The following is a 22,768-nucleotide window of genomic DNA, read 5'->3' on the forward strand; positions in this document are numbered from 1 at the left end:
CAGTCATAGTGTCTGTTAAACACTATTTGGAATATATGAAAAATGCATTTGTAATTAATGGTGGTAAACCGCTAAAAGGCGAAATTATACCGCAGGGCGCTAAAAACGAGGCTTTGCAAATACTTTCTGCCGTATTATTAACCAGCGAGAAGATCACCATCAGCAATATACCCGATATCAAGGACGTAAATAAACTCATTGAGCTTTTGGGCGATATGGGCGTAACCGTTGAGCGTTTGGATGCCGATACTTATACTTTTGAAGCAGCCAATATTGATCTTGAGTTCTTTCACTCTGAGGAATTCAAGTCTAAAGGTGGCAGTTTGCGTGGCTCTATCATGATCGTTGGTCCGTTGTTGGCCCGTTTTGGTAAAGCCTCTATCCCTAAACCGGGTGGCGATAAAATTGGCCGCCGCCGTTTAGATACACACTTTTTAGGTTTCGAAAAATTAGGTGCCCGTTTTGATTATAACCCCGAGGACGGTTTCTTTAAAGTAGATGCCTCTGACTTAAAAGGCACTTACATTTTGTTGGATGAGGCCTCGGTTACGGGTACTGCAAACATTGTAATGGCTGCCGTATTAGCCAAAGGTATTACTACTATTTATAATGCCGCCTGCGAGCCTTATTTGCAACAGCTTTGCAAAATGCTGAACCGCATGGGTGCTAAAATTACCGGCATTGGTTCAAACCTGTTAACTATTGAGGGTGTAACCGAATTGCATGGCACTGAGCACCGCATGCTGCCCGATATGATCGAGATAGGCTCTTTCATAGGTCTGGCTGCCATGACTGGCTCAGAAATTACTATTAAAAACGTACAGTATAAAGAACTGGGCATTATCCCCGATACTTTCAGGAGATTAGGCATCAAGCTGGAACTGCGTGGCGATGACATTTTCATACCTGCACAAGAACATTACGAAATTGAAAGTTTTATCGATGGTTCTATCATGACCATTGCCGATTCTCCTTGGCCAGGCTTTACGCCAGATTTGATCAGCATTGTATTGGTGGTGGCTACACAAGCTAAGGGCTCGGTGTTAATTCACCAAAAGATGTTTGAAAGCCGCCTGTTCTTTGTAGACAAATTGCTGGATATGGGTGCACAAATTGTGTTATGCGATCCGCACCGTGCTACCGTAATGGGTTTAGATAAGCAGGTACAACTGCGCGGAATCTCGATGACCTCTCCCGATATTCGTGCCGGGGTGTCATTATTAATTGCCGCACTATCTGCCCAAGGACAATCTACAATTTATAATATTGAGCAAATTGAACGCGGCTATCAGCACATAGACGAACGACTTAAAGCATTAGGTGCCGACATTACCCGTATCTGATATTCATAAAGATACCAATGTTATAAAACCACTGCTTTAAACAAGCAGTGGTTTTTTTGTTTTAATATGTATTTGATATTATTATGCTGAACCTGTGGAAAACTTGCCGCTTCGTAAGTATCCAACAAGCTCATACTGACTAATTGCCAACTTAAGATCAACAACTAATACAGATTCTATACATTACCTTTACTACTCATGTTAGCCTATACGTTACAATTGTACAAAAATGCCTACTCAGGCTTATCGCGTAACAGCTGGTACTTGTCGGTGGTTATGCTGGTAAACCGCGCAGGCACCATGGTGTTGCCTTTCATGTCAATTTATTGCACACAGCAACTGCATTTCACCATTGCACAAGCGGGTATAGTATTGTCGATGTTTGGATTTGGCTCCTTAGCGGGTGCTTTTTTGGGTGGACGGATCACTGATAAATATGGATTCTATTACGTTCAGTTAGGCGCTTTGATAAGCGGAGGTATATTATTCCTGGTGTTGGGATTTCAGCAAAGCTTTTGGTCGGTTTGCATTACCACTTTTATTTTAAGCGTTTGTAACGATGCTTTCAGGCCGGCAAACTCCACCGCCGTGGCGCATTACAGCACGCCCGAAAACCGTACCCGTTCTTACTCGCTTAACCGGCTGGCCATAAATTTGGGCTGGGCAGTTGGCGGCGCATTGGGTGGTTTTTTAGCATCGGTAAATTATCACTTACTGTTTTGGGTAGATGGTTGCACTAACATCCTATCAGCCATGCTTCTTTATAAATTAATGCCACGCGGAGCAGCGGTTAAAAAAGTGATAGGTCAAAGTAAAAATACAATTGCTGTATTATCGGCTTATAAAGACAAAGTTTACTTGTTCTTTTTGCTATGTACCGTTTTATTCGCCGCCTGCTTTTTCCAGCTGTTTACCATGCAACCTGTATTTTACAAAACCCAGTGGCATTTTAACGAAACTTTTATCGGCGTACTCATGTCGGCCAACGGCCTGCTCATTATAGCTGTAGAAATGGTGTTGATACACAAGCTTGAAGGCAGGCGCCATCCTTTGGTATACGTGGCTTTTGGCATTATCATGATGGCTTTAGGCTTTGCGCTTACTAACATGCTACCGGTGGCAGGGTGGTCGGCCTTTATTATTATCCTATTCATCACCTTTGGCGAGATCATGAGCATCCCGTTTATGAACACATTTTGGCTGGCGCGTGCCAATCCAAACAACATGGGTCAGTATGCAGCTCTTTACTCCATGGCCTGGTCGGTTGCCCAAATAGTTGCCCCGTTGCTGGGCGGCGAGGCTATTGCGCGCAGTGGTTACCCGTTATTGTGGTGGCTGCTGGTGATCATATGTGGTATAGCAGCCTTGGGCTTTTTAAGTTTGTACCGGGTAAAAGAGCGACACATTGCTGTATCTACGAGCGCTAAAGTTACCTCAGAGTTAACTTAATATATTTAAATTAAAACCCACAGGTTTTTTGTGTGTTAGAAAAATCCAAACATACCGCTTATGATCAGTGCATTAATATTAGATATGGACAACACCGTTTTTCCAACAAGCTCCATCACCGACGAATTATTTGAGCCCATTTACCAACTACTGGAAAAGCATAAAGATAAAGTAGGCGAAGAAAACATTCAGGAGATCAGGAAACTGATGAGCAAAAAAGCATGGCAAAAAATTGCTGAGGAATACAATTTTAACGAAGAACTGACCAAAGAAGGAGCCGATATACTGCGTGAAACTACTTATAATAAACCAATAACACTATTTGACGATTACGCTCTCGTTAAAGAGCTTGCTATTGGTAAACATTTGGTTACCATGGGCTTTACCAAGATGCAGTGGAGCAAGATAAAAATGCTGAATATAGAAACCGACTACCAGGAAATTGTAGTGAACGACCCCGAGACAACAGAAGATACCAAAAAAGAAGTATTTGAGCGCATTATAAAAAAATACAACCTTAATCCACAAGAAGTTTTAGTTATTGGCGATGATCCGGAATCGGAAATTAAAGCAGGCAACGATTTAAAAATGCCCACTGTATTGTATGACCGTATGAACGAGTATGAAGACAAACATGCTACACACCACATTCATCATTATAGCGAACTAAAGGCTATTATAGAAAGGTATCAGGATTAGCTCAATCAATTTTATGGGCAAGTTTTGTCAATCTGAGCTTGTCGAAGACTTGTACGCCTTGCGAAGTCTTCTATAAGTTCAGACTGACATGGCATTATTATATCTTAAGCGTTTTGCAATCGTAGGCCTACAAAGCTAATACTCGTTCAATTGTAAGCTAATTCTTAAAAACAAATATTTTATCCCTCATGCGTTAACACCTTCACCGTAACCAGCAACTGCCCCAAATGCCTCATGGTATGTTCGGCCGAATGCGTATATAAGCCTATAACGGTAGATGAAACTTGTGCCCTGCCTACTCCCCTAACCTGAGTTAGTGTTTGTTCATTGGTTTGATGCAATTGGGCTAAAGCAAGATCTACCTGTCTGTTAAAATACTGCACTAAATCTTCGCTGGTAAAATCATTAACCGGTGGCTTGCCTTCATTAGCCAAATAATTCAATTGCTCTTCGTTCAAACTTTCGGCACGGGCATAAGTGAATAGCCGTTCTAATACACCGCTTAAATGCTGAAGATGAAATCCGGGCGACGCAAGGCCTGCAGGCTTTTTCCAAAGTAGTTTATCAGGAAAGCGGGCCATGAGTTCGTTCAACTCTTCGCGCGCCTGCAGTAGAGCATGAGCAACCGGTTGCAACAGAACCGGCATTTTGGGCAGTGGCCCGCGCAGCCATACTTCGGGTAGTTTATTTGCCATATACAAATTTAGTGTTACACCAATAATAACCTATTAGCGCCTAGCTTAAAGTATAAGAAAATTGATTTGAAGATGAGAATAAAATATCAACTATTTAATAATGTCAATTAAATATAACAATACAATCAGCTATATATCAATATCTTAACTACAATTCATCTTAACAAGCAAACATATGGTACAGTCATTGCTTATAGTGGATGATAAATTATCTCATCCCTATGATACGAAACAATACTTTCCGAAAAGCTAAATGGCTTATGCCCGTTTTGGCAATATGCACCCTGCTCATAACCTTTGAGAGCTGTAAGAATACCAAACGGTCAGATATGGCTCAAACCATTTACAAGGTAAATAAAAACAAAGCATTTAATAAAGTTACCCCCGAAGGCTTTGAGCCGGTGTTTACAAAGGTATTGGCCGAGAAGAAAAAATTGCTTCAAAACCCGGTACAAATTACTACCTTTTACGAGCAAAACGGTCATGATCCTGTGTTGGTTTTGGACCACATGGCCGGTGAAGACTTAAAGACTCTGGCCAGTTACCTTAAACGCTCTGGCGAACATGGCTTAGATCCAAAAATGTTCCAAGCCGATCAGGTTAATAACCTGGTAAACAAGTTTTACAGCAAAGACGCCATCAAAACTACTGAAGAAGCCTACCAAACTATGGCTGAGTTAGAAGTGATGCTGGCAAACTCATTGATTAATTATACCAACGCGCTGCAATATGGTGTAATTAGTCCCCGTAAAATATACGCCCGTTATTACACTGCTACCAAACGCCCCGATAGTGCATCTATGAGCAAGGTGTTTAGCATCAGCAACATTAAAAGCTTTTTAGATAGTGTGCAGCCGAAAAGCCCACAATACTTAGCTCTGCAGAAAGCGTTAAAAGAAAACGTACAGGTACCGGGAAAAACTGCCGAAGAAACTGACCGTATTTTGAAAGTAAACCTGGAGCGTTTACGTTGGAAAAACAAGCCATCAGAAAACAAATATGTATTGGTAAACATACCTGATTTCCGTTTGGATGTTGTTGAAAATGGTAAATCGACTATGAACATGAAAGTTTGTGTAGGCGAAGGCCGTAATATTGACCGTGCAGATAACTTGGTGGAGTATGATGAAAGCGACAAAAAAGACCGTCCTTTTTCACGCGAGACACCACAGTTGAACAGCATGATTTACCAGGTACAGGTTAACCCGGTTTGGAACATTCCAGAAAGCATTGCCAGCAAAGAGATCATGGTACAGGCAGCACAAGATCCTTACTATTTATCCAACAAAAATATTGATGTATACCAAGGTGGCAAACTAGTTGATAACCCTGAAACTATTGATTGGGCGTCGGCTAATAAGGCTGATTACTCTTTTAAACAACGCCCGGGTGATGATAATGCCTTAGGTAAGATCAAATTTTTGTTTAAAAACAATAGCAGCGTTTACCTGCACGACACCCCTGCCAAATTAGCTTTCGATAAGCCCATGCGTGCCGTAAGTCATGGTTGCGTACGTGTAGAACGTCCGCTTGATTTGGCTCATGCTTTGTTTGGCGATGGCAATCAATACGATAAAATTGCGCAGTATATGAGCATGGATAAACCAGATCCATCGGATATTCAGTTACCTAAAAAGACAGCTGTATACTTAACTTATGTTACCTGCTGGGCCGATGATAGTGGTACGCTACAATTTAGATCGGATGTTTACGGTTTAGATATTGTACTGTATGCCCACTTAAATAAATTCTTAACTGCCTAATAAACACAGGTTAACTTATGCCTAAACAAAGTGCAGGAATACTATTATACCGAAAACCTTCAGCATTGCTGGAGGTTTTTCTCGTTCATCCCGGGGGGCCCTACTATGTAAAAAAAGATTTGGGTGTTTGGAGTATACCTAAAGGAGAATTTGAACACGACGAAGACCCTTTAGAGGCGGCCAAACGTGAGTTTGAAGAAGAGACAGGTCAAATTGTAAACGGTAAATTTATACCACTGCAAAGCATTAAATACAAGAATGGAAAGCTGGTACATGCCTGGGCTGTAGAAGGTGATATAGACGTAGATAAAATAACGAGTAACACCTTTGAAATAGAACATCCTTACAAGTCGGGTAAATGGATTACCATACCTGAAGTTGACCGGGGAGGCTGGTTTGATATAGCTACCGCTAAAACTAAATTGATCCCGGCACAAATAGCATTGGTTGAAGAGTTAGCAAATACTCTTCAACCAAGCTAATTGTAAAACATTACTGTTGTGCTGGCGGTGTAGCCGGCTGTTGGGCAGGTGGCGGGCCTTGTGGGCGTGGGCCACGGCGCATAGGTTCAGGTGCTTTAACTTCTGGATGCGCACCCCCTTTATGACACATGTTGCAGTTTACGCCCATTTCCATCACCATACCTATAGAGTCTTTACCTGCTTTAAAATATTTTTTGTTAATATTTGAGGTCATGCGGTACATCTGGCGTGCCATTTCCTTTTCGGGCTTGGCATCGAGTGCCCAATCCATTTTCTTGGTTTCTTCGTTACGCGAATGGCAAAAGCCGCACTGCACTCCTAATGAAAGCTTCCAAGTGTCCATTACCGCATCAAGTTGCTTTTCGGTAATGTTCTTTGGAAGAACTTTTAGGTTTTTAAATTTCTTTTCTTCTTCAGGTTTGTTCTGTTTTATTGATGTGGCAGACACCAATACCACGGCCGAAAGCAGGCCTATAGTTACCATGATTTTTTTTCCGTGCAGCATATATTTAGTCAGTGTTTAGATTGAGCTAAATATAGCACTTCTAACCTGCATGACATAACTATGACACAATTAATGTTGTAACATTATAGTGATAAACATACAAACAATAGACAATGTAAATCATTACAACAGAACGAATAGCTTAGCAGTTATTAAGAAAAAAATCAAGTTAAGAACGGAGCAACTAATTGCTCGCTTATTTGCCATAGTTTGTTACGAGCTGATGCATTTTGAGCAGCTAAAGTTGTTTTAGCTACCTGGCTTTTTTTGAAGTATTGCCCGTTTAACTTAGGACTTAATTTAATTTGGCCTGCCAGGTAAATCGAAGTTTGGGCACCTTCACGCGGGGTAATCATAAAAGGCGACGCTAAAATTTTAAGGATAGCGTTCAAGCCGCCCATACCGCTCCAAAAGTCAGACTTTACCACGCCAGGGTGAAGCGCATAGGCTGTAATACCACTTTGGGCATACTTTTCGGCCAATGCTTTTGCAAAATATATATTAGATAGTTTAGCAAGACCATAAGCCTTCCAGGAGGAATAGTCTTGTTTAAATTGCACATCGTTCAACAATTGTGGCCTTGCCATTTTATGTGCTTCCGAACTTACGTTAATTACGCGTGCCTGTCCCTTTTGCAGCAACGGTAACAAGCTCATGGTTAGTAAAAAATGCCCCAAATGATTCATGGCAAAGGTAAGCTCTATACCGTCCTTACTTTCATGTCGACTTGGGTTAATACCACCTGCATTATTAATGAGCACATTGATGGCTATTAATTTACCTTTCAACTCATCGGCAGCCTGCTTAACCGTTTGCATATCTGCCAAATCGCAATGAATCACAAAGACGCTACGATTGCCCGACTGTTCTATAATTTCCTTCTTTAGTTCCTCGCCTTTAGCAACATTACGTACCAACAAATATAAGGCATGATCTTTTTTGGCCAAAGCTAAAGCGGTTTCTTTACCTATACCCGAGGTTGCACCTGTAATAACTGTTGTTCTGAAAGGCATCTTGGTGAGTAGTTAAGTAGTGAGTTGTTGATCAATTATCAATTGCTAAATTAAAGACTTAAAGCTTTCGATTTGTTTGCCTTTAGTAAAATCGCACAATCACTCACCACTTAACAAAGTGACTATTTCTGCATTACCATAACGCCATTCATTAGGAACGTGGTGCCGCCATCGGCTACCATATTGTAAACCTTTTGTATGCCACCTGCCTTTTCGGTTTTTTGCAGCACAGTGTAAGCCTCATACTTACCCGTTTTTTCGTTCAGGCATAAAACTTCCTGTCCTTCGGTCACCTCTCCTATTTTGCAGTTACCTTCTTTGGTCATCATGGGGTGATTGGGCGTGGCTTGCAGCAACTTACCGGTCAGCCTTACTTCCATACCGAAGGCCGTATTAATGGTCTTCGCCGATACCAGGGTAAGATGCGTTATAGCATAGTTCTTAGCTTCATGCGTAGTCAACTCTTTAACCTTTACAATATTTGATTGATGGGTAGCCGGATCTACAGTAAGTACCTCGTCACCCGCCTTTACTTCCTTTAAAAGCTTTTTGGCTCCGTTAGCCATTTGTACTACCTCATTACCCGGGAAGCAGATGTCGTTACCATAAGTAGCACCCTCTTCCTTCATTTCCTTACCTCCATTCAGCACTTTGTACTGCTGAAAGCTCATTTCTTTGGATAAAATGTAGGATAACTTCAAGATGAAGTTCTTTTCCTCTTTGTTGATGTTATCAATATCCTGAAAATACTTTTCCCATATTTTGCCATCGGCTGTAAAATCGGGCACCAGGGCTTTGTATACTTTACCTTTTTCGTTGGTATAGAATACCATCAGGCCAATTTCCTGCATGCCTTCTTTAGCAATGAGTTTGTACAGGTCAATTCGTTTTTTAAGGCCATCATCTCCGGTGATGAAGTAGGGTTTGCGGGCTTCGTAACGGTCAAGGATGTAAATATTTTCAAATTTCACATAGCTATCCTTATCCAAATCGGCTATAGCAAAGGTTTTAGCTTTATCATACTCGGCCATGGTAAGTGGACGAGGGTTCACCTTGGTTTGAGCCTGTACTAAATAGAATGAAGAGGCCAGTAGAAAAGTAAGTGTAGTTTTACGCATTATAATTCAATAAAATGTAAAACTCGCCATTGCTATAAATACAATGGCGAGTTGGGTATATATTAAGGTCAGTTAATATTTAAGATAGTTGTTTAAAGGCATCGGCGAAGGCTTGCATTTCGTCCATACGGCCAATACTTACGCGACACCAGTCTTTGTTGTTAAATTTCCAGTTCCTGATGCTTACCCCACGGTTGTTCATCTCCTGCGAAAACTTAGCGCCATCCATATTGATGGGAAACATCACAAAATTGGCTGATGATGGAATATAAGTGTACCCCTCTTTTTTAAGCACCGAATACAAGAATTCTTTAGAAGCCATGGTCTTCTTTAAAGCATCCTGTAAAAATTCTTTTTCCTGATAGGCAGCGGCAGCGGCAGCTACCGTAGTGGCCGATAAACTCATCATACCGGTTGCATAGCTCGACAGAATCTTAACCACTTCAGGCTGGGCTACTATGTAGCCGCAACGCAAGCCGGCAAAGCCGTATAGTTTTGAAAAGGTGCGGGCAACAATTATGTTCTGCCCGGCTTTAACAGCATTCATCATGCTCGATGCTTGTGGGTCGGGCAGGTAATCAATATAAGCTTCATCCACAAACACCACCGCTTTTTTGCTTACGCGCTCACAAAAGCCTTTCAATTTATTTGTATCAACAATAGTGGCTGTTGGATTATTAGGGTTACAGATGTATACCAAGCCGGTGTTAGGGCCTACTTTGGCTTCCATAGCGTCCAGGTCAAGCTTATAATCTGCAGTTAAGGGCACCTTGATCACTTTACTGCCCAGTTCGGCAGCGGTCGATGGTAAATCGTTGTAAGACGGATCACCGGTAATGATTTCAGCTCCATTTTTTCCGTAGTACATAGCAGCGGCATGTAACAACGGACTGGAACCGGCATCCATCAAAATGTTGCTTTGTTTCACACCTTCGAATTCGGCAATTTTCCCTATCAGTTCGCGGCTTTTCATGAAAGGATACTGATAGCTGGTTTCCATGGCATCCATCAAAGCCTTTTTAGCAGCGCGCGACGGACCAAACGGATTTTCGTTGGCCGAGAGCCTGGCTTTCATTACCGGTGCGCCCTGTAACAGATTTTGCTCAATAACGCGGTCGGAACCAAAAAAAGCAGATTTAACCTTCACCGGCATTGCCGAAAGTTTACTGAGCGCGCCTGAAAAAAAAGTGACGCTACCGGCCATAAAGGCGCTTGTTTTGATCCAGTTTCTGCGGTTAATTGAGTTTGCCATGGTTGTATTGTTTGTTGAATTGTGCTGATTCTATCCTTTGACGTTAGTATCGGGGTAAGCCACTCTTGCCTCGGTAACACGTCCATGCAGTGATGCTACCACACTCCTGGCTGATTCAAATGCCCCGGCCATCCAGGCGTTTAAATATGTTAAGTGCTCGCCTGCGAAATACACATTTTTATCGGGCTTTAACAGCGCCGGATAATAGTCTTTGCGGGTGGTATTACTGTAAACCGCCCAGCCACCCTGGTTATACTTGGTTTTGTGCCAGCTTACCGAAAACGAGCGTTCAAACTCCTGGTCGTATTGCGGGTGTATAAGTCGGCCTTTTTGCAAAGCCAGCTTTTCGCGGTCGGTAAAGCTCAATTCGCCCACACGTTCGGCCTTCTCGTTAAAATTATAGTAGCCAATTAAGATTCCTTTTTTGCTCAGGTAATCATAAGACGGGTAAAATATCTGAGTCAAATCGTTATTGGTATGCGTAATACCCCCATAAATATTTTCATCTTCTTCCCAAAAACGTCGTTTAAACTGCAAGCCTATTTTGCCAGTTTGGTTATAGCTAATAAAATCAATAGCCTTACTTACCTCGGGCGAAAAGTTGTTGTTCACATTACTCAGCACAGGCAGCGGTAGCGTGCAAATGCACATATCGCCATTGATCACTTGCTCGCCCTTAGCGTCTTTGTAAGTAATTTTCACACCTTCGGGCAAATTGGTGATGGCAGTTACCTCGGCGCTCATCTTGAGCATTGGAGCCACTTTCTTTTCCAACGCCTTAGCTATCTGATCCATACCGCCTAAGGCTTGAAACATGGTCATTTGCAGCTCATAGGTATACTCGGCCACGTTATAAAAATCGGGGTCCATCAGGCCGGAGTGTATCAAATCGGCCAGTTTGTTAGGGTCAGCTATCTTGCCCGGGCGATTACCAGCGCCCGGTGATTCCAGGTAACCGCGCCGGGCCGAAGCTTTATACAATTTATCTATGTCGAGGCCGCCTTCGGCCATCAGGTATTCAATTACTTTTTCAGCATCTTCTTTAGTCAATCCCGCATCAAGGTTTCCATGATCCATGGTTTTAGCCATCATTTCGGTCATATAGCCACGAATGTCGTTATGAACCTCGCGGTTACGGATCTTCTTATTAGAAAGCGGGCCTTTACCCTCTGCATAATAATAGGCGCTTTCGTTCACGTTATTATATACCTGAATAGGCACACCCAGTTCCTTACAATAATGCAGCGTTAACTGGTGATGGTGCGGTATACGCGACGGGCCTGCATTAAAATATAAGCCTTCATCAAAACTGGCAGTAACTGCGGGCTTGTCTAACTCACCATGTTTACTGCCATTTCGAATGCTCCAGCATCGGCCACCGGTCCGTTCTCGGGCTTCTAAAACGGTGCAGTTATAGCCTAATTTGGTTAACTCGTAAGCACAGGTCATACCCGCTAAACCGGCTCCAAGTATAATAACTCTTTTGCCGTTACCCTTACCTTCTAAATTGTAAGCGTGAGCGGGTGCCGCTTTTAGCATCCCTAAAGCCATCATGGCCGGGTACGCAGCGCCAGTTAACATAGCTCCCCGGCCTAAAAAATCACGTCTTGAGATAGATTTCAAAACTTTCGCTTGATTATGTAAAATATTACGTCATAAATATAAGTTATTTTAATCATTTTATATAAAACACTTAAATTATTCATCAGTATTAATAAATAAACATACAAAATCATAAAAAAAGCAAAAATTAAAAACGATTTTCTTATAAAATAGACTTTTTTATGACTTAAAGTAAATCTTGCTTGATTTTTAATATATCATCTTTTGTACGAAAGGTTTGATGGGGTTAGCCATTGTAGTTTTGAAATATTTTAACAATCTATTTGTTATTTACGAAAGTTTCGTAGATTTACGAAGTTATCGTAGAAATGGAAAAATTATCACAACAGGAAGAGGATGTCATGCAAGTAGTATGGCAAATGGGCGAAGGTTTTATTAAAGACTTTTTAGACCAAATGGCAGAGCCTAAGCCCCCCTATACTACCCTTGCTTCTACAATAAAAAACCTGGAACGTAAAGAATTTTTACGGGGGGATAAATTAGGCAACAGTTACAAGTACTCAGCCTTAATTAAAGAGGAAGATTACAAGAAGCGGTTTATGAACGGCTTTGTAAACAACTACTTTCAAAACTCTTACAAAGAACTGGTTACGTTTTTTGCTCAAAACAAAAAAATAAGCACTGATGAATTACAAGAGATCATCAAAATGATTGAAAACCCTAAAAAGTAACCGTTATGCCTGCTATACTCATGTACCTGTTAAAAGTAAATATAGCCTTGTTGCTGTTCTGCCTTTGCTATTATACGGTTTTAAGGCGCTTAACCTTTTACACGCTTAACCGGGTGTACCTAATTACGGCTATACTATTCTCGTCGTTATACCCGCTAATTGACTTTACCGCTATAATGCAACGGAACGAAAAATTAGTAGAGCCCATACAGGTGGCCGTTATAAATTTCAACATACGTGCAGCCAATTTTGCTCAACCTGTTGCCCAAACTAACTATTGGGAATGGCTGGTTATCGTTTTTTGGACAGGTGTTATTTTTATGGCTTTGCGATTAGCCCTGCAGTTTATATCGCTGTTGCAAATTTACCGCCGTTCTAAACCCGCTACTATAGACAATTATAAGGTTAGAGTAATAAGTGACGAGGCTAACCCTTTTTCTTTTTGGCAAAGCATCTATATAAACCCACACCATCATGGTGCCGAAGAATTGAGCTCTATCATAGCGCATGAACAGGTACATGTAAGTCAGTGGCACACCTTAGATATTTTACTGGCCGAAATTAGCCTGGTGTTTTACTGGTTTAACCCAGGCGTTTGGCTTATGAAAAAAGCGGTGGCCGAAAACCTCGAATTTATAACCGACCGCAAAATACTGCAACAGGGTATTGATGCTAAAAGCTATCAGTACAGCTTATTGTATGCCAGCTTTAATACATCGCCCAATGCCATGGTAAATCATTTCAATATATCTACCATAAAAAAACGAATTATAATGATGAACTCAAAAAGATCTTCGGCTTATAATTTAAGCCGCTACGGCCTTATTGCCCCGGCCGTTTTGGCTTTGGTTTTAGTCTTTGGCACCACTAAAGCCGAATTATTAAAAAAAGGAGCTCGCGAAGTAAAAAAGGCAACAGAAAAAGCAATTACTGCGGTCAGTTTAACATTGAACCACATCCCGGATAATACGGAGGGATTGGCTTCAGCAGACAAAGTAAAAGACGGTGCAACAAATCTTACTGCTGCCGCTGGTAAAAAAAGCAAGATAGACACCACTATTAAATTGGCTGGAATAAGTTTTACAGCCGATACACCTAAATACAAACCTGCCGCAAAAATGCATTTTACTGGTCCAGACAGCGGATTTTACGTTATTGACGGTAAACCTGTTAACGCCAGCGAAATGACCAATATAAACCCTAATGATATTGTAAGCATAAACATATTTAGCGAATTAAACTCAAGTAAGATATTTGGTAAAGGCGCCAATAAAGGTGGAGTATTGATCATAACAAAAGCCGGTGAAAACTCAGAAGTTGTTAAAAGTCTATTAAAGCAAATTAGTGACCTTAAAGGTACTGCCTCTGCTAAAGAGGCCGGCATTTACAATATAACTCCGCCTAAAGGTTCATTAAATTCTATTACGATAATGAATACCAAGGATAGTTCTAAGTTAGGAGGATCGGTTACGGTAACGGGTAGTGCCAGCTATAGCGAAAATGGCAAAGCAAATAAATACGTAGGGCAAGTAAATATAGCGTCTGTTGAATATTCGAAACACTATCCAAAATCATTTATGGACAGCGTGAATGGAAGCAAAAGACCGATTGTTGCTATTAGCACAAAGCATGGTATTACAGCTAACGATATAACAAGGGATTGGAGCCTTAAACATGACATTACCGCAAAGAATATCTTGGATGAGCAGCCAGGTATTATAATAAAAGGAATATCGGGTGTTAACGACCCTCTTTACATTATTGATGGAAAACCTGCGGAAGTAACCGTAATCAAAAGCTTAAAAGCATCGGCTATTGAACGCATTGATGTTTTAAAAGATGCATCTGCTACCTTAATATACGGCGAAAAAGGAAAAAACGGTGTAGTAATCGTAACCACAAAAGAAGCCGCAAAGGCAAACTCCTTAAGACCGGCAGGAAGTAAAAATTAAGACTAGCTAGCTTCGGCCAGCTTTTCTTTTTCTAAAATTTCGAGCAGCGCTTTTTCGGCAGTGTTCAGTTCTGAGGCCCTTACATCTTTGTCTTCATCCAGTTCCTTAATATATTTAAACAACGTACCTTCTTCGTAACTTTTAATAACTGTTGGATGCACGTAGTACTTTTTACATACTGTACGGGTGTTTCCTAAAGTGATGGCTACCTCATCAAGCACGCTGATAATATTCTTTTTACATTGCGTTTGATTTTCGTACTCGCCGGCCTCTTTAAAGGCATATAAAGAACTTACGCTACCCGCCCAGGTACGAAAATCTTTGGCCGTAAAGTCTTCCCCTGTTATTTGTTTCAAGTAAGCATTTACATCGCCCGAATCAATGGTGCAGCGCTGGCCTTCATCATTGTAATACTGAAATAATTCTTTACCCGGAATATCACGACATTGTTTAACCAAACGGGCCAGCTTTTTACTTTGCAGGTCTATTTTATGGTAAACACCTTTTTTGCCTTTAAATTCAAAGTTGATTTTGGTACCCTCTATCTTCACATGCTTGTCTTGCATGGTGGTTAAGCCATAAGAGCCATAAAGTTTCTTATACGATTCGTTACCCACACGAATACTGGTTAATTCCATTAAGCGCACCACTAATGCTAATACCTTATCATGATCAAGTTTGGGCCGGCTCAGATCGGCATCTACCTGCTGCCGTATAGCCGGCAAATGCGTAGCAAACGATTGCAGGCGATGATATTTGGATTGGTTACGCAATCTATTCCAATCGGCATGGTAACGGTATTGCTTTCTTCCTGCGGCATCGGTACCTGTAAATTGCAGGTGACTGTTCTCATAAGGCGAGATCCAAACATTGGTATAAGCCGGTGGAACAACCAGCTTGTTGAACCGCTGAATCAACTCTTTATCTTTAACCGCAGCACCATCCTTATCTAAATAGGTATAGCCTTTACCTGATGCCTTGCGCGTGTAGCCGGGCGATGTATCAGATACGTATCTTAATCCGGCGGCTTTGGCGGTGATCTTAGGGTCGCGGCCTATTTTTTCGAGTTTTTGGAGGAGGCGGTTCATATGATATAAAGAACAGCACAGTTGTATTTAAGTTTTGATAGTCCATAGTCCATAGTCCATAGTCCATAGTCCATAGTCCATAGTCCATAGTCCATAGTCCATAGTGTGAAGTTATCGTATCGCTGCTTGTTTCAGCCATTTTGAAACATCGTTTATAGTCTATCGACTCATAGGCTCTTAAAAACACTTACCGCATATTCTATTTGCTCAGGATGTATATCCAAATGTGTCACCAAACGAATGCGTTTGGTATCGGTATATCCGGCCTTAATACCTTTTTCCAATAACTTGGCTACCACCACATCGGCCGGGCCTTCGGTGTCAAACAAAACAATATTGGTCTCGGTTGGCATTACGCTGGTTACCCATGCACATTGGGCTAACTCGTCGGCTAGTATCTGGGCATGTTTGTGGTCAATTTTTAACCTTTCTACATGATGATCGAGTGCATAAGTTGCTGCCGCAGCCAGGAAGCCGGCCTGGCGCATGCCCCCACCAAATACCTTGCGCAAGCGGCGGGCATATTTAATGGTTGCCTTATTGCCCAATAAAACCGAACCTACAGGTGCACCCAATCCTTTAGACAAGCACACTGATATACCATCGAAGTGCTGACCATAATCAACAGCATTGTCGCCGGTATGAGCCAGTGCATTGAATATTCGCGCACCATCAAGATGCAATTTAAGTCCCCGGGCTTTACATAACTGTGCTATGGGTGCAATTTGCTCGAGCGAGTAGCACTTCCCCCCGCCTTTGTTAACCGTGTTTTCCAGCACCACCAAGCTGGTATGTGGGTAATGAATATTTTCTGCGTTAATTTCCGGTTCAATCATTTCGGCAGTTAGTATGCCACGCTCACCGTTGAGTAAACGGGCAGATACGGCCGAATTAAAAGCAATGCCCCCACCCTCGTAACGATATACATGGGCGGTTTGATCGGCAATAAGTTCGTCCAGCGGTTGAGTGAAGCACTTAATGGCAATTTGATTTGTCATGGTACCCGACGGGCAAAATATACCTGCCTCCATGCCAAACATGGCGGCCGCTTTAGCTTCCAGTTCGTTTATACTTTCGTCCTCCCCAAAAACATCATCACCTACCTTGGCGCTCCACATGGCTTCGAGCATGCCAGGGGTTGGTTTGGTTACCGTATCGCTGCGAAAATCAACAGTCATCATTACTTATTCTTTTTATATTTAGCTTTTCAAATATCTAAATCTTATGCGTACAATTTTACTTTTAGTGTGTATTTTGAGTGTTACATTTTCGGCAAAAGCACAAATGTTTGGTCGTGATTGGGTGGAAGGCCGTGTTTATGATCTAAATAACAAAAAGTTCAATGGCTTTATAGCATGGACACCTCCCGAGCCTACATGGGCAAGTAAGTTAGATGACCACTTATATTTTAAAGACGATAAGAAGAAGAAAAATGAAATAGAAGTACGATCATCAAAAATAAAAGGCTTTGTAATGGGTGCAGACAGTTTTGTAGTATCTCATGATATTCAAGTTGCCACAGCACCGTTTATAGCAGTTATTTTGAACAATCCAATCAAGCTGTTTGCATCTTACGCCACCAGATCAGCTCCGGCCGGAGGTATTGGACCTTTACCTATTGGTTTTTCATTCAGGAGAAGCAAAAAAGTTTTTTATTACGGCGTTGATCATGACTTATTAACCAAATTGGAAAAGAGCAACTTCATTGAAATCATGAGTGCTATCATGAGCAATAAACCCGATGTAGTTGCTAAGATAAAAGACAAAACATATAAGTATGGCGACATTCAAGACTTATTAGACTATTACTGGTTAAATCAGCCGCCGACGCAAACCAGCAATTAATACGTATACACTATCTCCTTTGGCTCAACGTTATATTCAATATTATAATTCCCGATGAAGTACTCGCTTATTATCTGCTTTATAACCCTTACATCAGCAGCCTTTGCCCAAAAATGGCAGCCGGGCTATTTTTACGATATTAAAGGCAACCAAGTACCGGGGCTTATACAACATAATCCGGGTGGCAAAGGCCCCATCAAAAATGAAGGCTTTATTATCTATAAAGACAACCCAAAGGCAAACGAAATTAAACTAAGTGCCAGCGATATCAAATATTATGTAATTGGCAAAGACAGCTTCATCGTAGCCCACCCACCTTCGTATGAAGTTTGGCCAAAAGGCGACCTTGACTTTGTTAAGGTAGAACTGGACGAGCCCCTGAAGCTTTATACTTACGGTAGCAGTAGCGGCGGAGGTGGTGGTTTTAGGGTATCACCCAGTTTTTCAGGAGGTTTTGGTACCGGCGGATACGGTGGTGCAGGTGTAGGCATTAACCTGGGCAGCGGAGGCGGTGGCGGTGGCAGATCGAGCCGTGTTACCTATTATTTTGGCACCGGTGTTGGCGATATGAGCCAAGTTACGCCCATGAATTTTATTGATGTAATGACCGATATCATGGCAGATGAACCCCAAGCTGTTGAAGCCATTCAACAAGGCAAGTTTAACATCACTAAAATGCTGGGGCTTGTTAACTATTATAAGCAATTAAAAACCAGTCGCAAAAAATCTGAGTAATTAAACTTCGACACCCGGTTTAGCATCTGTCAAATTCGTGCCCGCTTGGTCAGTTACTTTTGGCATGTGTAAATGCTCAAAATTTTTGACTAACAATTCATAAGTGATCATGAGCCAAACGGCAATACATGGCCAGGCTTTCATGACATACTTATTGATAAACGCATGCCTGATGTACCTTGGAAAGGCATCTGTAGGGCCCAGTCCGGTAATCAATACCAGCAATACAAGCAGCACAATATTTTTGCGGCTAAACGGATCTTCCTGCATAAATATCCAGATCATGGCTCCAGCCACTGCAATGATATAGGTAGGATGCTCAGATCCGGTACTAAATAAAACAATAAGCATTAAAGCCGAAGCTAAAACCTGGTACCTGAACCGTGCATATTTATACTGACCAAAGCGCAACAAAGGCAATCCGAAAGCTACTACACCAAACAACAAGAAAGGCCAGTTGGGTACCGTGGCATCGCGCAACAAATGGCGAACGCTTCCCATAACCGAAATATCTTGCGAACTGGTTAAATCGGCATTTAGCATATTCTTTTCATGTAACGATGTGTACCAGTCGGCGTAACATTGCAATACAAAATGCGGACTTGAAATCAACATCGGCAGGCATATTAATATCGCCAGCCAGAAAAATCCCCATAATATAAATGCTATCTTGTTTTTAGAAAACAGGAAAAAAGTAAGGCCTACTATAGGGTATAGCTTTACAAGCATACCTATAACAATAAACAATGTACCAAAAGCCTCGCATTTCTGCTCAATCATCAAGAAGCTGAGAATAATAATAGCAGCAATAATAGCATTGAACTGTATATAATGCGCCGAATTTCCAAATTCGACGATGCTGAACAGCAGGATAAACATCTTATGCTTGTTGGGCAGGGGCAGCAAATGCACCGCCCAAACAAATACACCAGCATTAAACAAGGTAAAAAGCAGGAACCCGGCGCCATCGGGAAGTAATGAGAAAGGCGCTACAATTAAGCTAAATAATACTCCGTAATGATTACTATCATAATATTCTTTAGGATAGTAATCATACAAATTGGTTTGCGCTACCGTATGGTAGTACACGTATTTAAATATAGAGTAATTGTTATACCGATTATTAAAAAACTTAAATACCCAGATAACAGTGGCAACCAAAAAGTATAGTATACCTACAAGGTTGTAATTGGTTAATTTCTTAGTCATTTGTAACAGCAGGATTACAAAGATATACTTACCTTAAGTACTGAGCAACTTATAAATTATACTACAAGTTTTGCGCTATTACAAAACCGGCAGCCCAGGCCCATTGAAAATTGTATCCTCCCAGCCAGCCGGTCACGTCAACGCACTCGCCGCCAAAATATAAGCCGGGCACTTTTTTGGCTTCCAATGTTTTTGACGATAGCTCGGCAGTGTGTACACCACCGCGCATAACCTCGGCCTTATCGTAACCTTTATCGCCTGCTGGCTTCACTTTAAAGTGATGGATTGTTTGTTCTATAAGTTCCAGATCTGCCTTACTTAACGATGCCAGATTTTTTTGCACCGGTAACTGGCTACTCAAAGCATCGGCAAACTTACGGGTATATAAACCGGCCAATAAGTTAAGTAAGGCTTTTTTAGGGTTTGCCTGCCGCTCACTCAAAATTAGTCTTGCAATATTTTGGTTCGGCAACATATCCATATAAAACTCTTCGCCGGCCTGCCAGTAAGACGATAACTGCAAAACGGCCGGGCCGCTTAAACCCCAATGAGTAAATAAAATATTTTCTTCAAAGCTGATCCTATCGTTCCATACCCTGCAAAAAATACTATTTCCAGAAAGCTGCTCGTACCATGCTTGGTCTTTACCGGTAATAGTCAACGGCACCAGCGCCGGCATGGGCTTAATAACATTTAACCCAAATTGCCGGGCTACACGCAAACCAAAATCGGTAGCACCTAATTTATTTACCGGTAAGCCGCCGGTGGCTATTACCACTTTAGGGGCATGAAGTGTATTTACCTTGCCCTGCCGCTCAAAAGTAACTGCAAAACCATACTGATGCTGCTGTATTGATTTTACATCAGTTTCCAGCCATATTTGCTGTTCTAAATCGGCACATAAGTTGGTGAATACCTCTGCAATATCTTTAGCCTTGTTGGTGGTTGGAAAAAGCTGGCCCAGCGTTTTTTCCTGCCCGGTAATACCATAGGTTTCAAAAAAACTGATGGTATCATCTACCGTCCACTGCCCCAGGGCCGATTTACAGAAATGTTCATTTTCAGAAATGAACTGCTGCGCCGTGGTATGCAGATTGGTATAGTTGCACCTGCCGCCACCACTTATTAAAATTTTAGCACCGGCACGGTTATTTTTTTCGAGCACCAAAGTGCGCTTTCCTAAAAAACCGGCTTGCACGGCACACATTAAACCGCAGGCACCAGCGCCAATTATTATGGCATCAAAGTTTGATAGATTTGTTAAATTTGCACACATGAACGAAGTTTCGCAAATATCGGAATTTGGCAAGATATTTATCTTTTTGATAACAGGCTTTGTTTTAGTAGGTATGACCTTGTTTTTAAGCAAGTTACTTTCACCTAACAAGCCCAACCCCGAAAAACTGGCCTCCTACGAGTGCGGCGAAGAGCCAACAGGCACCGCATGGATACCCTTTAATACCCGCTTTTATGTTATTGCCTTAATATTCTTATTATTTGATGTGGAAATGGTTTTTATATTTCCATGGGCAACGGTATACGCTAACGCCAGCCTTATTGCTGCAGATAACCGGTGGGGCTTATTTACACTGATAGAAATGTTCACATTTGCCGGCATACTCATCTTAGGCCTGGTTTATGTTTGGCGCAAAGGCGATCTGGACTGGATCAAAGCCAAACCCGTTATTCCTACCACTAACTCCCCTATTCCATTATCATTATATGAAGAGTTAAATATTAAACAAGCAGCATTTAAAAAAATATTAATTACCGAGCAAAGTACAGCAACACCTCACCATGAAGTACCGCCGAAGCCCGTTGTTGTAAATAAACCTATGTTTAAACCATCATTTAAGAAAGCATCAAATGAACCAGGGAATGAATGAAGAAGGTGGCATAGTAGTTACCAAATTGAACGATTTGATGAACTGGGCGCGCTTATCGTCTATATGGCCTTTAAGTTTTGGCATTGCCTGCTGTGCTATAGAAATGATGGGCATGTATGCTTCTACTTATGATGTTGACAGGCTGGGCGTATTTCCACGTCCATCTGCCCGCCAGGCCGATGTGATCATAATTGCCGGCACGGTAACCTTTAAAATGGCCGAACGCATTAAACGGTTGTACGAGCAAATGCCCGAGCCACGTTATGTTATATCTATGGGGTCTTGCTCTAACTGCGGCGGCCCTTACTGGCAACACGGCTACCACGTGGTAAAAGGGGTTGACCGAATTATACCGGTTGATGTGTATGTTCAAGGCTGCCCCCCACGACCTGAAGCTTTAATCGGAGCTATCATCGAACTTAAGAAAAAAATCGAGGGCGAAACGTTAATAAAAGTCTAAAACGCGTTCTGTAATGTTAATTTAAAATTAACATTATAAGTTACAACAAAAACAAACCAAATATTATATAGATTTGTAAACTATTTAATATTTAATGTAACTATTTGTTATCCAATAGCGTAAAAGAACAAAAAAACGAATATGAAAATTAATTACAATGCTCCATTGATTTGCTGTGTGTTGCTGGGAGCCGTAACAATTTTAAGCAGCGGTTGTAAAAGCTATAATGATGTTGCCGGACGTTACACGTCAAAGCACATTAAGGCGAACACAAACCAAGTTACTGCACAAATTCCGGAAACAGACGAATTAGGTTACATTTTATTTGCTTTAACAGATGTTGGTCAGGCCGACAATTCAATCTTAAATAAGGAAACTCCATATTACAAAGAAGTAATGAATAGCTTTGCCGGTTTTAAAAACCACAAGGCAGTTAAGTTGCTTAATGCAGATCTATTAAATGATGCAAAAAGTTTCAATCACTTCCGTAACGGCCTTTATGCTTTTACATTTAATGAGCGTAACCAACTGGCACTAAAAACGGATTATCGCATTGATTTAAACCGTGTAGATTTTAGACGTTATGCGCCATTAATACATGACTTCGCTGTAAAATCGAAGTTCCGTAAGTTTTACAAAGAGCACTCTGACGTTTATACTCAAATTATACAAAACCAAAGCGTGCAATTAGATATGAATTCTGCCTGGGCAAGTATGGGCAAAACTTATACAGAGCCTTTTCAAAGCTATAAAGTAATTTTATCGCCATTGATGAAAGGTTACTCAAGCTCATTGGCCATTAGCAGCCATGGTTTCCGCGAGTGTTTAATATTTTCAGAATCTGCCAGTAAAGCAATGTTGTACTCTGCTACCGTTCAACCTGTAAAAGGCAGCAATTACAACGATTAATTACTAAATAATATTTTTAAAGCCCGGCTCATTTACTTGAGCCGGGCTTTTTTGTGTTACCTGTTTTGAAG

The 22,768-nt window shown here is 41.4% G+C and carries 22 protein-coding genes; 12 read left to right on the top strand and 10 right to left on the bottom strand.

Going from position 1 to position 22,768, the window contains the following annotated elements; translation table 11 throughout:
- Positions 1–35: 35 nt before the first annotated feature.
- The 3 genes from murA to IEV61_RS16360 all read left to right on the top strand — a co-directional run bounded on the left by murA (position 36) and on the right by IEV61_RS16360 (position 3,491).
- Positions 36–1,343 (top strand): UDP-N-acetylglucosamine 1-carboxyvinyltransferase, encoded by a 1,308-nt coding sequence (gene murA, locus IEV61_RS16350; protein WP_188418124.1) that lies wholly within the window; start codon positions 36–38, stop codon positions 1,341–1,343.
- A gap of 198 nt (positions 1,344–1,541) precedes the next feature.
- The gene (locus IEV61_RS16355; protein ID WP_188418125.1) at positions 1,542–2,792 is read left to right on the top strand and encodes an MDR family MFS transporter; all 1,251 of its coding nucleotides are present in this window, start codon (positions 1,542–1,544) and stop codon (positions 2,790–2,792) included.
- Between the two features lie 60 nt (positions 2,793–2,852).
- Positions 2,853–3,491 carry an HAD family hydrolase gene (locus IEV61_RS16360; RefSeq protein WP_188418126.1) on the top strand — a complete coding sequence of 213 codons (639 nt, stop codon included), beginning with the start codon at positions 2,853–2,855 and terminating at the stop codon, positions 3,489–3,491.
- 179 nt (positions 3,492–3,670) lie between these two features.
- Here IEV61_RS16360 and IEV61_RS16365 read toward each other — a convergent pair whose 3' ends face one another.
- Positions 3,671–4,186: a DinB family protein gene (locus tag IEV61_RS16365; RefSeq protein WP_188418127.1), complete on the bottom strand. Its 516-nt coding sequence runs from the start codon at positions 4,184–4,186 to the stop codon at positions 3,671–3,673.
- A gap of 329 nt (positions 4,187–4,515) precedes the next feature.
- On the opposite strand from IEV61_RS16365, the gene IEV61_RS16370 reads away from it, so the two are divergent.
- Together IEV61_RS16370 and IEV61_RS16375 are read left to right on the top strand one after the other, a co-directional pair.
- The gene (locus tag IEV61_RS16370) at positions 4,516–5,949 is read left to right on the top strand and encodes a L,D-transpeptidase scaffold domain-containing protein (RefSeq protein ID WP_229747177.1); all 1,434 of its coding nucleotides are present in this window, start codon (positions 4,516–4,518) and stop codon (positions 5,947–5,949) included.
- Between the two features lie 17 nt (positions 5,950–5,966).
- The gene (locus IEV61_RS16375; protein ID WP_188418129.1) at positions 5,967–6,431 is read left to right on the top strand and encodes an NUDIX hydrolase; all 465 of its coding nucleotides are present in this window, start codon (positions 5,967–5,969) and stop codon (positions 6,429–6,431) included.
- A gap of 10 nt (positions 6,432–6,441) precedes the next feature.
- Here the strand turns inward: IEV61_RS16375 and IEV61_RS16380 are convergent, their stop codons facing one another.
- The 5 genes from IEV61_RS16380 to IEV61_RS16400 form a co-directional block, all read right to left on the bottom strand.
- Positions 6,442–6,936 carry a c-type cytochrome gene (locus IEV61_RS16380; protein ID WP_188418130.1) on the bottom strand — a complete coding sequence of 165 codons (495 nt, stop codon included), beginning with the start codon at positions 6,934–6,936 and terminating at the stop codon, positions 6,442–6,444.
- Positions 6,937–7,100: 164 nt separating this feature from the next.
- Positions 7,101–7,949 (bottom strand): SDR family NAD(P)-dependent oxidoreductase, encoded by an 849-nt coding sequence (locus IEV61_RS16385; protein ID WP_188418131.1) that lies wholly within the window; start codon positions 7,947–7,949, stop codon positions 7,101–7,103.
- Positions 7,950–8,071: 122 nt separating this feature from the next.
- On the bottom strand, positions 8,072–9,067 hold the full coding sequence (locus tag IEV61_RS16390; RefSeq protein ID WP_188418132.1) for a Hint domain-containing protein: 996 nt from the start codon (positions 9,065–9,067) through the stop codon (positions 8,072–8,074).
- Positions 9,068–9,146: 79 nt separating this feature from the next.
- Complete coding sequence (locus tag IEV61_RS16395) at positions 9,147–10,319, bottom strand: pyridoxal phosphate-dependent aminotransferase (RefSeq protein WP_188418133.1); 1,173 nt, start codon at positions 10,317–10,319, stop codon at positions 9,147–9,149.
- Positions 10,320–10,349: 30 nt separating this feature from the next.
- A complete protein-coding gene (locus tag IEV61_RS16400; protein WP_229747178.1) occupies positions 10,350–11,942 on the bottom strand; it encodes a flavin monoamine oxidase family protein in 1,593 nt (530 codons plus the stop codon).
- Positions 11,943–12,250: 308 nt separating this feature from the next.
- Between IEV61_RS16400 and IEV61_RS16405 the strand changes: the two genes are divergently transcribed.
- Positions 12,251–12,613, top strand: coding sequence for a BlaI/MecI/CopY family transcriptional regulator (locus IEV61_RS16405; protein WP_188418134.1), 363 nt, complete (start codon positions 12,251–12,253; stop codon positions 12,611–12,613).
- A 5-nt stretch (positions 12,614–12,618) separates the two neighbouring features.
- A complete protein-coding gene (locus IEV61_RS16410; protein WP_188418135.1) occupies positions 12,619–14,565 on the top strand; it encodes a M56 family metallopeptidase in 1,947 nt (648 codons plus the stop codon).
- 2 nt (positions 14,566–14,567) lie between these two features.
- On the opposite strand, the gene IEV61_RS16415 is transcribed toward IEV61_RS16410, so the two are convergent.
- Together IEV61_RS16415 and IEV61_RS16420 are read right to left on the bottom strand one after the other, a co-directional pair.
- Positions 14,568–15,653 carry a DNA topoisomerase IB gene (locus IEV61_RS16415; RefSeq protein ID WP_188418136.1) on the bottom strand — a complete coding sequence of 362 codons (1,086 nt, stop codon included), beginning with the start codon at positions 15,651–15,653 and terminating at the stop codon, positions 14,568–14,570.
- 167 nt (positions 15,654–15,820) lie between these two features.
- On the bottom strand, positions 15,821–16,834 hold the full coding sequence (locus IEV61_RS16420) for a threonine aldolase family protein (RefSeq protein ID WP_229747179.1): 1,014 nt from the start codon (positions 16,832–16,834) through the stop codon (positions 15,821–15,823).
- Between the two features lie 43 nt (positions 16,835–16,877).
- On the opposite strand from IEV61_RS16420, the gene IEV61_RS16425 reads away from it, so the two are divergent.
- Together IEV61_RS16425 and IEV61_RS16430 are read left to right on the top strand one after the other, a co-directional pair.
- Entirely contained in the window at positions 16,878–17,498 is a 621-nt protein-coding gene (locus IEV61_RS16425; protein ID WP_188418137.1) for a hypothetical protein, read from the top strand.
- Between the two features lie 54 nt (positions 17,499–17,552).
- A complete protein-coding gene (locus tag IEV61_RS16430) occupies positions 17,553–18,233 on the top strand; it encodes a hypothetical protein (RefSeq protein ID WP_188418138.1) in 681 nt (226 codons plus the stop codon).
- Here IEV61_RS16430 and IEV61_RS16435 read toward each other — a convergent pair whose 3' ends face one another.
- Both IEV61_RS16435 and IEV61_RS16440 read right to left on the bottom strand, forming a co-directional pair.
- The gene (locus IEV61_RS16435; RefSeq protein WP_188418139.1) at positions 18,234–19,442 is read right to left on the bottom strand and encodes a glycosyltransferase family 87 protein; all 1,209 of its coding nucleotides are present in this window, start codon (positions 19,440–19,442) and stop codon (positions 18,234–18,236) included. It abuts the gene before it with no gap.
- Between the two features lie 61 nt (positions 19,443–19,503).
- Positions 19,504–20,718: a BaiN/RdsA family NAD(P)/FAD-dependent oxidoreductase gene (locus IEV61_RS16440; protein ID WP_188418140.1), complete on the bottom strand. Its 1,215-nt coding sequence runs from the start codon at positions 20,716–20,718 to the stop codon at positions 19,504–19,506.
- On the opposite strand from IEV61_RS16440, the gene IEV61_RS16445 reads away from it, so the two are divergent.
- From IEV61_RS16445 to IEV61_RS16455, 3 genes are all read left to right on the top strand, one after another.
- Positions 20,717–21,328, top strand: a complete 612-nt coding sequence (locus IEV61_RS16445; protein ID WP_188418141.1) for an NADH-quinone oxidoreductase subunit A — start codon at positions 20,717–20,719, stop codon at positions 21,326–21,328. The two genes, IEV61_RS16440 and IEV61_RS16445, sit on opposite strands and share 2 nt — an antisense overlap.
- The gene (locus IEV61_RS16450; RefSeq protein WP_229747180.1) at positions 21,321–21,788 is read left to right on the top strand and encodes an NADH-quinone oxidoreductase subunit B; all 468 of its coding nucleotides are present in this window, start codon (positions 21,321–21,323) and stop codon (positions 21,786–21,788) included. The genes IEV61_RS16445 and IEV61_RS16450 overlap by 8 nt, the downstream gene beginning before the upstream one ends.
- A 141-nt stretch (positions 21,789–21,929) precedes the next feature.
- A complete protein-coding gene (locus tag IEV61_RS16455) occupies positions 21,930–22,697 on the top strand; it encodes a DUF4932 domain-containing protein (RefSeq protein WP_188418143.1) in 768 nt (255 codons plus the stop codon).
- The last annotated feature ends 71 nt before the right edge of the window (positions 22,698–22,768 follow it).

It is taken from the genome of Mucilaginibacter galii (assembly GCF_014635825.1).
GTDB classification, from domain to species: domain Bacteria; phylum Bacteroidota; class Bacteroidia; order Sphingobacteriales; family Sphingobacteriaceae; genus Mucilaginibacter; species Mucilaginibacter galii.